Annotated in this window: 14 protein-coding genes; 7 read left to right on the forward strand and 7 right to left on the reverse strand. The window is 74.0% G+C overall.

What is annotated here, in order from left to right; translation table 11 throughout:
• The first annotated feature begins 41 nt into the window (after positions 1–41).
• The 7 genes from ACZ4V6_RS15090 (at position 42) to ACZ4V6_RS15120 (ending at position 6,552) form a co-directional block, all read left to right on the forward strand.
• Positions 42–749 (forward strand): L,D-transpeptidase family protein, encoded by a 708-nt coding sequence (locus ACZ4V6_RS15090; protein WP_467826859.1) that lies wholly within the window; start codon positions 42–44, stop codon positions 747–749.
• Between the two features lie 76 nt (positions 750–825).
• Complete coding sequence (locus ACZ4V6_RS15095) at positions 826–2,208, forward strand: ferredoxin reductase family protein (RefSeq protein ID WP_467826861.1); 1,383 nt, start codon at positions 826–828, stop codon at positions 2,206–2,208.
• 27 nt (positions 2,209–2,235) lie between these two features.
• On the forward strand, positions 2,236–2,682 hold the full coding sequence (locus ACZ4V6_RS15100) for an FMN-binding protein (protein ID WP_467826863.1): 447 nt from the start codon (positions 2,236–2,238) through the stop codon (positions 2,680–2,682).
• 4 nt (positions 2,683–2,686) lie between these two features.
• Positions 2,687–3,475: an FAD:protein FMN transferase gene (locus tag ACZ4V6_RS15105; RefSeq protein WP_467827379.1), complete on the forward strand. Its 789-nt coding sequence runs from the start codon at positions 2,687–2,689 to the stop codon at positions 3,473–3,475.
• Between the two features lie 88 nt (positions 3,476–3,563).
• Positions 3,564–3,740, forward strand: coding sequence for a hypothetical protein (locus tag ACZ4V6_RS15110; RefSeq protein WP_467826865.1), 177 nt, complete (start codon positions 3,564–3,566; stop codon positions 3,738–3,740).
• A 77-nt stretch (positions 3,741–3,817) separates the two neighbouring features.
• Complete coding sequence (locus ACZ4V6_RS15115) at positions 3,818–5,653, forward strand: ABC transporter ATP-binding protein (RefSeq protein ID WP_467826867.1); 1,836 nt, start codon at positions 3,818–3,820, stop codon at positions 5,651–5,653.
• Entirely contained in the window at positions 5,650–6,552 is a 903-nt protein-coding gene (locus tag ACZ4V6_RS15120) for a serine/threonine-protein kinase (RefSeq protein ID WP_467826870.1), read from the forward strand. Before ACZ4V6_RS15115 ends, ACZ4V6_RS15120 begins: the two co-directional genes overlap by 4 nt.
• A 21-nt stretch (positions 6,553–6,573) precedes the next feature.
• Here the strand turns inward: ACZ4V6_RS15120 and ACZ4V6_RS15125 are convergent, their stop codons facing one another.
• From ACZ4V6_RS15125 to argC, 7 genes are all read right to left on the reverse strand, one after another.
• Positions 6,574–7,341 carry a hypothetical protein gene (locus ACZ4V6_RS15125; RefSeq protein ID WP_467826872.1) on the reverse strand — a complete coding sequence of 256 codons (768 nt, stop codon included), beginning with the start codon at positions 7,339–7,341 and terminating at the stop codon, positions 6,574–6,576.
• Entirely contained in the window at positions 7,331–7,897 is a 567-nt protein-coding gene (locus tag ACZ4V6_RS15130; RefSeq protein WP_467826874.1) for an RNA polymerase sigma factor, read from the reverse strand. The genes ACZ4V6_RS15125 and ACZ4V6_RS15130 overlap by 11 nt, the downstream gene beginning before the upstream one ends.
• 118 nt (positions 7,898–8,015) lie before the next feature.
• Entirely contained in the window at positions 8,016–8,555 is a 540-nt protein-coding gene (locus ACZ4V6_RS15135; protein WP_467826876.1) for an arginine repressor, read from the reverse strand.
• Positions 8,556–8,562: 7 nt separating this feature from the next.
• A complete protein-coding gene (locus ACZ4V6_RS15140) occupies positions 8,563–9,768 on the reverse strand; it encodes an acetylornithine transaminase (RefSeq protein ID WP_467826879.1) in 1,206 nt (401 codons plus the stop codon).
• Complete coding sequence (gene argB, locus ACZ4V6_RS15145; protein WP_467826881.1) at positions 9,765–10,667, reverse strand: acetylglutamate kinase; 903 nt, start codon at positions 10,665–10,667, stop codon at positions 9,765–9,767. Before argB ends, ACZ4V6_RS15140 begins: the two co-directional genes overlap by 4 nt.
• Entirely contained in the window at positions 10,664–11,815 is a 1,152-nt protein-coding gene (gene argJ / locus ACZ4V6_RS15150; RefSeq protein WP_467826883.1) for a bifunctional glutamate N-acetyltransferase/amino-acid acetyltransferase ArgJ, read from the reverse strand. Before argJ ends, argB begins: the two co-directional genes overlap by 4 nt.
• Positions 11,812–12,840, reverse strand: coding sequence for an N-acetyl-gamma-glutamyl-phosphate reductase (gene argC, locus ACZ4V6_RS15155; protein WP_467826885.1), 1,029 nt, complete (start codon positions 12,838–12,840; stop codon positions 11,812–11,814). Before argC ends, argJ begins: the two co-directional genes overlap by 4 nt.

Here is a 12,840-nt window from a genome sequence, read left to right on the forward strand (position 1 = left end):
CCGGGCTGCCGTTGCCGCTGCCCCCGTCTACGGTCTGAGCCATGCGCCCCGGTGCCGTCGCCGCCCTCCTCGCCCTGTCCGCCCTCGTCCCGGGCGCCGCGCCCGCCTCCGGGCCCGCGCCCCGGCCGCTGCCGGCCCGGATGGCGGACACCGGCGGCGGCAGCCAGCTGATCACCGCCCTCGCCCCGGACACCGGCTCGACCACGGGCACCGTCGCCTGGTGGGACCGCAGGGGCGGCCGATGGGTGAGGACGGGTTCGGCACCCGCCCGTTTCGGGGCGGGGGGACTGGCGGACGGGGAGACGCGCGTCCAGGGCACGAACACCACCCCGACCGGCCTGTACGACCTGCCGTACGCCTTCGGCGTCCGGGCCGCGCCGCGCGGGACGGCGTACCCCTACCGTCCGGTGCGCGAGGACTCCTGGTGGTGCCAGGACGGCGGTTCCCGCGCTTACAACCGCTGGACCGAACCCCGTCCGGCCGACTGCGCCGCCGCCGAGTCCGAGCACCTGATCACGTACGGCACGCAGTACGCGTACGCCATGGTCATCGGCTTCAACTACGAGCGCCCGGTGCGCGGGCGCGGCGCGGGCATCTTCCTGCACGTGGACGGGAGCGGGGCGACGGCCGGCTGCGTGTCGGTGCCGGCGGACGCGATGCGCCGGATCCTGCGGTGGGCCGACCCGGGGGCCCGGCCGCACATCGCGATCGGCACGCCGGGCGGGGCGACCGCGGTGACCCGCTACTGAATGCCCGCGGGGGCTGAACGTCCGGGCGGTGCGGTGCGTATCCGTGGGCCAAGGGCCGAGTCCCCACGGAGGAACCGTGACCACCACGCTCGCCGGCGGCCGCGCCGCCCGCCGCCAGACGACGCGGCGCATCCGCCCGCGCCGCTCCCCGGCCGTCCCCCTGCTGCTCGCCGTGTGGGCGGGCGGGGCGGGCGTGTTGTGGCTGTGGTGGCGCAACACGCCCGCCATCACCGACGGCACCGGAAGGATCCTCGACGCGGGCCGGATCACCGGACTGCTCGCCGGGTACCTCATGGCGCTGGTGGTGCTCCAGGCGGCCCGCGTGCCCGCGCTGGAACGGCGGGTGGGCTCCGGCCGGGTGGCCCGCTGGCACGCCATGACCGGCCGCTATACGCTCTGCCTGGTCCTCGCCCACGTCTTCCTGGTCATGTGGGGCCACGCGGCGCAGGCCGGCAAGGGGCTCGGCGACATCGTCCGGCGGACGGCCGACTCCGTGAACCAGCTGCCCGACATGGGGAAGGCCGCCGTCGGCACCGGGCTGCTGGTCGCCATCGGCCTGCTGTCCGCCGGCCCGGTCCGCCGCCGCGTCCCGTACGACGCCTGGTACCACGTGCACCTGCTGACGTACGCGGCGGTGTTCCTGACCTTCTGGCACCAGCTGACCACCGGCAACGACTTCGCCGTCGAACCGGTCGCGAAGACCGCCTGGTACGCGCTGTACGGGACGGTGAGCGCGCTCGTGCTCCGGTACCGGATCCTGACCCCGGTCCGGCTGAACCTGCGGCACCGGCTGCGCGTCGAGGCGGTGATCGAGGAGACGCCCGGGATCGTGTCGGTGCTGATCGGCGGACGCCGGCTGCACCGGATGGGCGCGGAGGCCGGGCAGTTCCTCCGCTGGCGGTTCCTCGCGCCGGGCATGCGGTTCAGCTCCCACCCGTACTCGTTGTCGGCGGCGCCGCGTCCGGACACGCTGCGGATCACCGTGAAGGCGATCGGCGACCACAGCGCCCGGCTGCGCGAGCTGGCCCCCGGCACCCGGGTGTGGGCGGAGGGCCCGTACGGCGCCCTGACCGCCCGGCGCCGCAGCCGCGGCAAGGTGCTGCTGATCGCCGGCGGGGTCGGGATCACGCCGATGCGGGCGCTGTTCGAGACGCTGCCGGGCGCCTCCGGCGACATCACCCTGCTCTACCGGGCCACCAGCACCCGGGACCTCGCGCTGTGGGGCGAGCTGGCCCGGATCGCCGACGAGCGCGGGGCCCGGCTGATGTACGCGGTCAACGGCCCGGGCGGGGAACGGCCGGACCTCTCCGCCGAGAACCTGAGCCGCAAGATCCCGGACCTCGACCGCCACGACGTCTTCCTGTGCGGGCCGCCCGGTTTCGCCCGGTCGGTGTACGAGGCACTGCGCGGCGCGGGGGTCCCCGCCCGCCGTATCCACCACGAGTCGTTCGCGATGTGAGCGACGGACACCAGGAGCTCGGCTCAGATGAGGAAGAACCACCCCGTCCGGCGGGCCGTGCTCGCCGGCGCGGCGACCGCGTCCGGCATCGTGCTGCTGCTGTCGCTGAAGCCCGCGTCCGACCCGGGTTCCGCCACGGCGGCGGGCGGCACCGCGCCGCCCGTGGCCGCGCGGCCGCCGCAGGGGGGACGGGGCACGGGCGCCGGTACGGTCACCGGCGACGCGGCCGGCACCCGGTACGGGCCCGTGCGGGTCCGGATCACCCTCAGCGGCGGCAGGATCACCGCGGCCGAGGCCGTCCGGGCGCCCGCGGGCGGACGCAGCGACCGGATCACCGCCGACGCCGTGCCCCGCCTCGACCAGGCGGCTCTGGCGGCCGGCGACGCCGACATCGACGCCGTCTCCGGGGCGACCTATACCAGCGCCGGGTACCGGCGGTCCCTGCAGTCGGCGCTGGACGAGGCCGGTGACTGACACGGTGGCCGGACCCGCACGGGCTCCCGCCGCGGTGCGTCGGACGGTGGAGACGACGGGGACCGTCTTCTCCTTCGACGTCCGCGGCGGGGAACCGGCGGCCGTACGGGCGGCGCTGGACGAGGCGGTCGCCGGACTGCACCGGGTGGACGGGGTGTTCAGCACCTACCGGGAGGACAGCCAGGTCTCCCGGCTGGCGCGCGGCGAGCCGACCGCCGCCCGGTGCGTGCCCGAGGTGGGCGAGGTGCTGGAGCTGGCGGCGGAGGCGGAGCGGGTGAGCGGCGGCTGGTTCAGCCCGTCGTACCGGGGGCGGCTCGACCCGACGGAGATCGTCAAGGGCTGGGCGGCCGAGCGTGCGGCCCGGCTCGTCGCGGGGGCGGGAGCGAGCGGCGTCAGCGTCAACGGGGGCGGGGACGTGCAGGTGCTCGGGGCGCCGGGGGCGCGGAGGCCGTGGCGGGTGGGGGTGGCGGATCCGCTGCGGCCGGGCGGGCTCGCGGCCGTCGTCTCCGCCGCCGGGGCGACGGAGCTGGCCGTCGCGACGTCCGGCACGGCGGAGCGGGGGGCGCACATCGTCGATCCGCGCACCGGGCGGTCCGCGGTGACGGACCTGGTGGCGGTGAGGGTGGTGGGGCCGCGGCTGACGTGGGCGGACTGCTGGGCGACGGCGGCGTTCGCGATGGGGTCGCGGGAGGGGCTGCTGTGGCTGGAGTCGCTGGACGGGGTGGAAGGGCTGCTGACGACCTCGGGGGACGAGGTGCGGTGCACCGGAGGGCTGGCGGAGCTGCTCGGCTGAAAGTCTTGTTTCGGCATTTTTGCCCGGAACGCGATCCGACCGCCGCTCTGAGACGTACCCCCAGTGCAGCGATTTCCAGGAGGAACACATGGCCATCTTCAGCAGCCTCATGCCGGCCAAGGGCCACGACCGCGGCCGCGACACGTCGCACGACGACAGCTCGCGGCACGGTCACCGCCACGACCACGGCGACCGCCACGACCACGGCGACCGCCACGGACACGGGCACGGCCACGGCGACGGCCACGGGCACAACGGCTACTGACCGCATCCGAAGGCTGAGCGGGCCGGTGACCGGAGGACCCGGTCCGCTTCGCCGCCGATCTCCGAGGAACACATGCCATGGCGCGGGTCCTGCGGCGTCTGCTGTCGGTGGGCGAGACCTCCGACGCCGTGGTCGCCGGCGCGCCCCCGGTCCCCCTGCGCGAGGTGTTCCGGCGGTTCTGGCCCTACACCCGCGGCGGCCGCCGCTGGCTCGTCCCGCTCGCCCTCTTCAGCCTGGCCGGCCCCGCCGTCGACGCGGCCGAGATCTGGCTCTTCAAGATCGTCGTGGACGACGTGCTCGTCCCCCGGGACCTGCGTCCGTTCCTGTGGATCGCACCGGCCTATCTGGGGCTCGTCCTCTGCTCCGGCGTCCTGGGCTTCGGCGACGACGTGACGTCCACCTGGGTCGGCGAACGTTTCCTGCTCTCCCTGCGCTCCGACGTGTTCCGGCACGTGCAGGGACTGTCGCTCGGCTTCTTCGAACGCCGGCGGCTCGGTGACGTGCTGTCGCGGGTCACCGGCGACGTCGACGCGGTCGAGACGTTCTTGCTGTCGGGGGTCGCGGACGTCCTCTACTACGTGATCCGCCTGGGCGTCTTCCTCGGTCTGCTGTTCCACCTGCGTTGGGACCTGACCCTGCTCTCCCTCGCCATCGTGCCGCTGTTCTGGGCGTCCGCCCGTCACTTCTCGCGGCTGGTCAAGGCGGCCTCGCGAGAGCGCAGGCGGCGCAGCGGCTCGATCAGCGCGATCGCCGAGGAGTCGCTGGGCAACGTCGCCCTGGTGCAGGCGTACAACCGGCAGGGCTGGGAGGAGCGCCGGTTCGAGAGGGAGAACGCCGGCAGGTTCCGGGCGGCCATGGCGTCGGCGCGGATCCGCGCCGTCTACGGACCGGTCGTGCAGATCATCGAGGTGTCCGGCGGTCTCGCGGTGATGGGACTCGGCACCTGGAAGCTGGCCCAGGGACAGCTGACGCTGGGCGGCCTGCTGGTTTTCCTGGCGCTGATCGGCAAGCTCTACAGTCCGGTCCGCGGCCTGTCCCACCTCGGCACGGCCTTCTACGCGGCCTCCGCCTCGGCCGAACGGATCATCGAGCTGCTGGACCAGCGGCCGCAGGTCGTCGAGGCCGCGGGCGCCCGGCGCACCGGCCGGGCGCGGGGCGAGGTGGAGTTCGACGGCGTCTGGTTCCGCTACCCCGGAGCCGCGTCCTGGGCCCTGTCGGACGTGTCCTTCCGGGTGGCGCCCGGTCAGACGCTGGCGCTGGTCGGGGCCAGCGGGGCCGGCAAGTCGACGGCCGCGAAGCTGCAGCTGCGCTTCTACGACCCCGACCGGGGAGCGGTCCGCCTCGACGGGACGGACCTGCGGGAACTCGCCCTGTCCGACGTACGGGACAGCGTCGCGGTGGTGCTGCAGGAGACGCTCGTCTTCCACGGCACCGTGCGGGAGAACATCGCCTACGGCAGGCCCGGGGCGACGGAGGCGGAGGTCGTCGCGGCGGCGCGCGCCGCGGACGCGCACGAGTTCGTCGAGCGGCTCCCGGAGGGCTACGACACGCTGGTCGGCCAGCGCGGCCGGACGCTGTCCGGCGGGCAGTGCCAGCGGCTGGCCATCGCCCGCGCGATGATCCGGGACGCACCCGTGCTGCTGCTCGACGAACCGACCACCGGACTCGACGCCCGGTCGGCCCGGCGGATCACCGGCCCGCTGCGCAGGCTCATGGCCGGGCGGACGACCGTCGTCATCTCCCACAACCTGCTGACCGTCCGGGACGCCACGCGCATCGTCGTCCTGGACCAGGGCCGGGTGGCCGAGCAGGGCACCCACGACGAGCTGGTCGGGTTCGGCGGCGCCTACGCCCGGCTGCACCGGCTGAACGCCCTGGACGCGGTCCCGTCCCCGGGGAGGGTGGCGTCATGAGCGTCTCTCCCGTCCGGCCGGCCCCGGCCCTGGCCCCGGGCACGCGACCGGTCCCGGGCTACGGGATCCTGGCGCACCTGACCCGCACCGGCTGGCTGGACGTCTACGACGCCTGGAGCGAGGAACGGGACTGCCGGTGTGTGATCAAGGTGGTGCGTCCCGACCGGCGTGGCGAGGAGCGGCTGCGCGAGCGGCTGCTGCGGGAGGGCCGGTGGCTGCGGGAGTTCACCCACCCCCACCTGGTCCGCGGCTACGAGACCTTCGAGTCTCCCGAGCCGCTCGTGGTGCTGGAGACGCTGACCGGCGAGACGCTGTCCCACCTGGTGCGGCGGCTGCGGCACCGGCCGTCCGCCGCCGACGTGGCGCTCCTCGGGGTCCAGCTGTGCTCCGCGGTCCACTACCTCCACCGCCGGGGCCTGCTGCACCTGGACCTCAAGCCGTCCAACGTGGTGGTGGACCGCGGTCACGCCAAGGTGCTGGACCTGAGCGTCGCACGGCCTCCCGGTCCGGCTCCCGCGGGGTTGGGAACGTTCTGCTACCTGGCCCCCGAGCAGGCCCGGGGCGGGCATCTGACGGCCGCCGCCGACGTGTGGGGCATCGGTGTCACCCTGTTCGAGGTCGCCTGCGGCGAGCTGCCGTTCGGCACCCCGGGGACCGGGAGCGGGCCCGGCGGGGGCGCCGGCCCGTACACCTCCGGCACCGAGAGCCCGGGCGACGAGCGCTGCCCCCAGCTGGAACGGTCCGCTCCGTCGGTCGGCTCGCGCCGGCGCCTGCCGGCCGCCCTCGCCACGGCCGTCGACGCCTGCCTGCGCCCCGACCCGCCGGCCCGCCCCACCGTCCCCGAACTGTCCGCCGCCCTCGGCCCCGCCCCGCCCGGCGCGCGGCGGCCCGGTGGCTGAGCCCGTGGCGGGCCGACGGGGTCACGTCTCGCCGGTTCGGATCTGGCCGGTCTCCAGCGGGGCCGTGGCGAGGACCGTGCCGTCCGAGGAGGTCAGTCGGGCACCGGACAGGGCGGCGGGGTCGACGGGGGCCGACACGCCCCACGCACCGCGACCGTCGCGCACCGGGAAGTCGCCGAGCTTGAACGTCGTGCCGTCGGAGCGCTCGAGGAGACAGGTGACCCTGCCGGTGTACGCGCTGCCGGGGCCCGCCAGGTCGACGGACATGAAGACCCAGCCGGGACTCCCGGGCTGGGCGTAGACCTCGCCGGCGGGCCGGTCCCCGGCCCCGGCCGAGGTCAGGTCGCCGACCATCACGGTCTCGGTCCCGACGGCCGGTGGGGGCGGGGCCAGGGCCTCCTCGACGACGGTGCCGATCCCCCATCCGGCGGCCCCGAAGGCGACGGCGAACGCGACCGCCACCGAGGCGAGCCGCAGCCGGGCCTGCCGGGCGCGGCCGCGCAGGCCCGTGCGCGCGGGGCCGCTCTCGCGCGGGCGCCGCTCGTACACCGCCGCGTCCTGGGCCAGGGCGCGCGCCACCCGCGTCTCGAAGCCGAGCGGCGGCTCACGGCCCGGCAGCAGCCCGATCAGCCGATCGCCGACGAGGGTCAGGTGCTCGACGTACTCGCGGCAGCGCGCGCACCGGTCCAGGTGCGCGACGGCCACGGCCCGCTCGCGGCCGGACAGCACGCCCAGCGCCAGTTCGGCGCCGATCTCCCGCAGCTTCCCGCAGGTCACCTCACTGGACATGGTCGCCTCGCTTCGGAGCCGCGAGCGTGGTCCGCAGTTTGCCCATCGCCGCCCTGATCCGCGTCTTGGCGGTGCCCAGCGGGATCTTCTCCCAGTCGGCGATCTGCTGGGCCGTCATTCCGTAGACACCCGCCATCACCAGGGCGCGCGCCTGTTCCCGCGGCAGCCGCGCCAGGGCGGCCCGGAGCTGGGACGAGGCCTCGTCGGCCAGCGCCCACCGCTCGGGGGTCTCGGTGACGACGCCCAGGAGCACTTCGAGGTCCTCGGGCGCCACCGCCTCCGTCCGCCGGGCGCGGACGGCGTCGATGGCGAGGTTGTGCGCGATGGTCGTCAGCCAGGTCGTGACCGACCCGCGGCGCGAGTCGTAGATCTGCGCATGACGCCACGCCCGCTCGAACGTCTGCTGGGCGATGTCCTCGGCGAGCTGCGGATCACCGGTGACGGCCATGGCGACACCGAAGACCCTGTGCTGGAACCTCCGTACGAAGGCGACGGCGAGTTCCTGGTCCCCGGTGGACAGCCCGGACAGCAGGGCTTCGTCCGAAAGGTGGTCCACCGGGGATCCGTAACACGCCACACCTCTGTGTACGGCCGGCCGACGCCAGGGGATTGCGCCCCGGCTCCGGAAGATCACATCTTCATTCTCCGCCCGCCGGCCGGGAGGCGCACGCGGGTCAGTGCCCGTTCTGCGCCAGCCGCAGCAGATGGTCCGCGAGCGCCTGACCGCCGTCCGGATCCCGGCTGATCAGCAGCAGCGTGTCGTCACCCGCGATCGTCCCCAGGATGTCGTGCAGCTCCGCCTGGTCGATCGCCGACGCGAGGAACTGCGCCGCCCCCGGAGGGGTCCGCAGGACCACGAGGTTCGCGGACGCCTCCGCGGAGATCAGCAGCTCCGCGGAGAGCCGCCGCATCCGCTCCTCCTTCGCCGACTCCCCGAGCGGGGCCCGCGGGGTGCGGAAACCGCCCTCGCTGGGCACCGCGTAGATGAGGTCGCCGTCGGTGTTGCGGATCTTCACCGCGTTCAGCTCGTCCAGGTCCCGGGAGAGCGTCGCCTGCGTGACGGTCAGCCCGTCGTCGGCGAGCAGCTTCGCCAGCTGGCTCTGCGAGCGCACCGCCTGCCGGTTGAGGATGTCCACGATCCGGCGGTGGCGTGCGGTGCGGGTCTGCGGTACGGCAGGCCCGTTGGTCTGCTCGTGCTCCTGCGCCTGGCTCATCGTCGTCTCATTCTCCGGATCGTCCGTCCCCGTGGGCCTCGTGGGCCTGGTCAAGGATGCCGGGCAGCGCCCCCAGGAACGCGTCCACCGCGTCGTCGCCGAGATTCAGCGCGGGCATCAGCCGTACGACATCGGGCGCGGGCGCGTTCACGAGGATCCCGGCGTCCTGGGCCGCCTGCTGCACCGTGGGCGCGAGCGGCTCGGTGAGCACGATACCCAGGAGCAGTCCGGCGCCCCGGACGTGGGCAACCAGTGGGTGGCCGAGGGACTCGATCCCGCCGCGGAGTCTCTCGCCCTGCCGCTTGACGTTGTCCAGCAGTCCCTCGCCCGCGATGGTGTCGAGGACGGCGAGGCCGGCGGCGCAGGCGACGGGGTTGCCGCCGAAGGTCGTGCCGTGCTGGCCGGGCCGGAGGAGATCGGCGGCGCGCCCGAAGGCGACCGTCGCGCCCAGCGGCAGTCCGCCGCCGAGGCCCTTCGCGAGCGTGACGACGTCCGGCAGGACGCCCTCGTGGGCCTGGTACTCGAACCAGTGCCCGGTCCGGCCGATGCCGGTCTGCACCTCGTCCAGCACCAGCAGGGCACCGGTGGCCGCGGTGATGGCCCGCGCCGCCTTCAGGTAGCCGGGCGGCGGGACGACGACCCCGTTCTCGCCCTGGACCGGCTCGATGATCACCAGGGCGGTGTCCCCGGTGACCGCGGCGGCCAGCGCCTGGGCGTCGCCGTACGGGACGTGCGTGACGTCACCGGGCAGCGGCAGGAAGGGCTCCTGCTTGCCGGGCTGCCCGGTCAGCGCCAGGGCGCCCATGGTGCGGCCGTGGAAGCCGCCGTCGGTGGCGACCATGTGCGGCCGTCCGGTGAGCCGGCCGATCTTGAAGGCGCCCTCGTTGGCCTCGGCGCCGGAGTTGCAGAAGAACACCTTGCCGTCGCGGCCGAAGTGCTGGAGCAGCCGTTCGGCGAGCGCGACGGGCGGCTCGGCGACGAACAGGTTGGAGACGTGGCCGAGGGAGGCGATCTGCCGGCTCACCGCGTCGACGACCGCCGGGTGGGCGTGGCCGAGGGCGTTGACGGCGATGCCGCCGACGAAGTCGAGGTACTCGTTGCCGTCGGCGTCCCAGAGCCGGGAGCCCTCCCCGCGCACCAGGGGCAGGCGGGGCGTGCCGTAGTTGTTCATGAGCGCGCCCTGCCACCGCGCGGTCAGTTCCTCGTTGCTCACGACTCCCCCTGTTCGTCCGGCACGACCATGGTGCCGATGCCCTCGTCGGTGAAGATCTCCAGCAGGATCGAGTGCTGGACCCGGCCGTCGATGACGCGGGCGGTGGTGACGCCGTTGCGTACGGCGTGCAGGCAGCCCTCCATCTTCGGCACCATGCCGCTGGACAGCTCGGGCAGCAGTTTCTCGAGCTGGGACGCGGTGAGGCGGCTGATCACCTCGTCGGAGTCCGGCCAGTCCTCGTAGAGGCCCTCGACGTCGGTGAGGACCATGAGAGTCTCGGCGCCGAGCGCCGCAGCGAGTGCCGCAGCCGCCGTATCAGCATTGACGTTGTAGACATGGTGATCGTCCTGGGAACGGGCGACCGACGAGACGACCGGGATGCGGCCGTCGGCGAGCAGGGCCTCGATGGCGCCGGTGTCGATCCGGGTGATCTCCCCGACCCGTCCGATGTCGACCGGCTCGCCGTCGATCTCGGGCTGGTGCTTGGTGGCGGTGATGGTGTGCGCGTCCTCGCCGGTGAGGCCGACGGCGAGCGGGCCGTGCTGGTTGAGCAGCCCGACCAGCTCGCGCTGCACCTGCCCTGCCAGCACCATCCGTACGACGTCCATGGCGTCCTCGGTGGTGACGCGCAGGCCGGCCTTGAACTCGCTGACGATGCCGTGCTTGTCGAGGGCGGCGCTGATCTGGGGGCCGCCGCCGTGCACGACGACGGGCTTGAGGCCGGCGTGGTGCAGGAAGACGACGTCCTGGGCGAACGCGGCCTTCAGGTCCTCGTCGACCATGGCGTTGCCGCCGAACTTGATGACGACGGTCTTGCCGTTGTGCCGGACCAGCCACGGCAGCGCCTCGATGAGGATCTGCGCCTTCGGGAGGGCGGTGTGCTTGCGAGTGGTGCTCATGAGGAGTACGCGCTGTTCTCGTGGACGTAGTCGGCGGTGAGGTCGTTGGTCCAGATCGTCGCGGTGGCGTCGCCGGCGGCGAGGTCGGCGACGATGTGGACCTCGCGGTAGCGCATGTCGACCAGTTCGCGGTCCTCGCCGACGCCGCCGTTCTTGCAGACCCAGACGCCGTTGATGGCGACGTTGAGCCGGTCGGGCTCGAAGGCGGCGGACGTGGTGCCGATGGCGGAGAGCACGCGGCCCCAGTTGGGGTCCTCGCCGTGGATGGCGCACTTGAGGAGGTTGTTGCGGGCGATGGTGCGGCCCACCTGGACGGCGTCCTCCTCGGTCGCGGCGTTCACGACCTCCACCTTGATGTCCTTGCTGGCACCCTCGGCGTCCCGGATGAGCTGCTGCCCGAGGTCGTCGCAGACGGTCCGGACGGCCTCGGCGAACTCCGCGTACTCGGGGGTGACGCCGGAGGCGCCGGAGGCGAGCAGCAGCACGGTGTCGTTGGTGGACATGCAGCCGTCGGAGTCGACCCGGTCGAAGGTGACGCGGGTGGCGGCGCGCAGGGCCCGGTCGAGCGCCCCGGCGTCCAGGTCGGCGTCCGTGGTGAGGACGACGAGCATGGTGGCGAGGCCCGGGGCGAGCATGCCGGCGCCCTTGGCCATGCCGCCGACGGTCCAGCCGTCCTTGGTCACCACGGACGTCTTGTGCACGGTGTCGGTGGTCTTGATGGCGATGGCGGCCTTCTCGCCGCCGTGCTCGGACAGCTGTCCGGCGGCGGTCTCGACGCCCGGGAGCAGCTTGTCCATGGGCAGCAGGACGCCGATGAGGCCCGTCGAGCAGACGGCGATCTCGCCCGCGCCCGTCCCGAGCACCTCGGCCGCCTTCTCGGCGGTGGCGTGGGTGTCCTGGAAGCCCTGGGGGCCGGTGCAGGCGTTGGCGCCGCCGGAGTTGAGGACGACGGCGGTCAGCTCGCCGCTCCTGAGCACCTGCTCGGACCACAGGACCGGTGCGGCCTTGACGCGGTTGGAGGTGAAGACGCCCGCGGCGGCGCGACGGGGGCCGGTGTTGACCACGAGGGCCAGGTCGGGGTTGCCGTTCTCCTTGATCCCGGCGGCGATGCCCGCCGCCGTGAATCCCTTTGCTGCCGTCACACTCACGGCGCAACTCCGATCGTCGTCAGTCCGGTGGTCTCGTCGAGACCCAGGGCGATGTTCATGCTCTGGACGGCACCGCCCGCGGTGCCCTTGGTCAGGTTGTCGATGGCGCTGATGGCGATGACGCGGCCCGCGGCGGCGTCGTGGGCGACCTGCACCTGGACGGCGTTCGAGCCGTACACGGAGGCGGTCGCGGGCCACTGCCCCTCGGGGAGCAGGTGCACGAAGGGCTCGTCGGCGAAGGCCTTCTCGTAGGCCGCGCGGACGGATTCGGCGCTCACCCCGTCCTTCGCCCTGGCGCTGCACGTGGCGAGGATGCCGCGGGGCATCGGCGCGAGGGTGGGCGTGAAGGAGACGGAGACCGGCTCGCCGGCGACCGCGCCGAGGTTCTGGATCATCTCGGGGGTGTGCCGGTGGCCGCCGCCGACGCCGTAGGGCGACATGGAGCCCATGACCTCGCTGCCCAGCAGGTGGGGTTTGGCCGCCTTGCCCGCGCCGGAGGTGCCGGAGGCGGCGACGATCACGGCCTCGGGCTCGGCGAGGCCGGCGGCGTAGGCCGGGAAGAGCGCCAGCGACACGGCGGTCGGGTAGCAACCGGGCACCGCGATGCGCTTGGACCCCTCCAGCGCGGCGCGGCGACCCGGCAGTTCGGGCAGGCCGTAGGGCCAGGTGCCGGCGTGCGGGGAGCCGTAGAACTTCTCCCAGTCGGCGGCGTCCTCCAGCCGGAAGTCGGCGCCCATGTCCACGACCAGCACGTCCGGTCCGAGCTGCTCGGCGACGGCGGCGGACTGGCCGTGCGGCAGCGCGAGGAACACGACGTCGTGCCCGGCGAGCGCCTCGGGCGTCGTCGCCTCCAGGACGCGGTCGGCCAGCGGCAGCAGGTGCGGCTGCAGCGCGCCGAGCCTCTGACCGGCGTTGGAGTTGCCGGTCAGGGCGCCGATCTCGATCTCGGGGTGCGCGAGGAGCAGACGCAGCAGCTCTCCGCCCGCGTACCCGCTCGCTCCGGCCACCGCCGCACGTACCGCCAT

The sequence above is a fragment of the Streptomyces sp. NPDC029152 genome (assembly GCF_055564355.1).

Coding starts and splice junctions, on each gene's coding strand:
- ACZ4V6_RS15090 (WP_467826859.1), top strand. CDS start 42: ATGCGCCCCGGTGCCGTCGCCGCCCTCCTCGCCCTGTCCGCCCTCGTC.
- ACZ4V6_RS15100 (WP_467826863.1), top strand. CDS start 2,236: ATGAGGAAGAACCACCCCGTCCGGCGGGCCGTGCTCGCCGGCGCGGCG.
- ACZ4V6_RS15110 (WP_467826865.1), top strand. CDS start 3,564: ATGGCCATCTTCAGCAGCCTCATGCCGGCCAAGGGCCACGACCGCGGC.
- ACZ4V6_RS15115 (WP_467826867.1), top strand. CDS start 3,818: ATGGCGCGGGTCCTGCGGCGTCTGCTGTCGGTGGGCGAGACCTCCGAC.
- ACZ4V6_RS15120 (WP_467826870.1), top strand. CDS start 5,650: ATGAGCGTCTCTCCCGTCCGGCCGGCCCCGGCCCTGGCCCCGGGCACG.
- ACZ4V6_RS15125 (WP_467826872.1), bottom strand. CDS start 7,341: ATGTCCAGTGAGGTGACCTGCGGGAAGCTGCGGGAGATCGGCGCCGAA.
- ACZ4V6_RS15135 (WP_467826876.1), bottom strand. CDS start 8,555: ATGAGCCAGGCGCAGGAGCACGAGCAGACCAACGGGCCTGCCGTACCG.
- argB (WP_467826881.1), bottom strand. CDS start 10,667: ATGAGCACCACTCGCAAGCACACCGCCCTCCCGAAGGCGCAGATCCTC.
- argC (WP_467826885.1), bottom strand. CDS start 12,840: ATGGCGGTACGTGCGGCGGTGGCCGGAGCGAGCGGGTACGCGGGCGGA.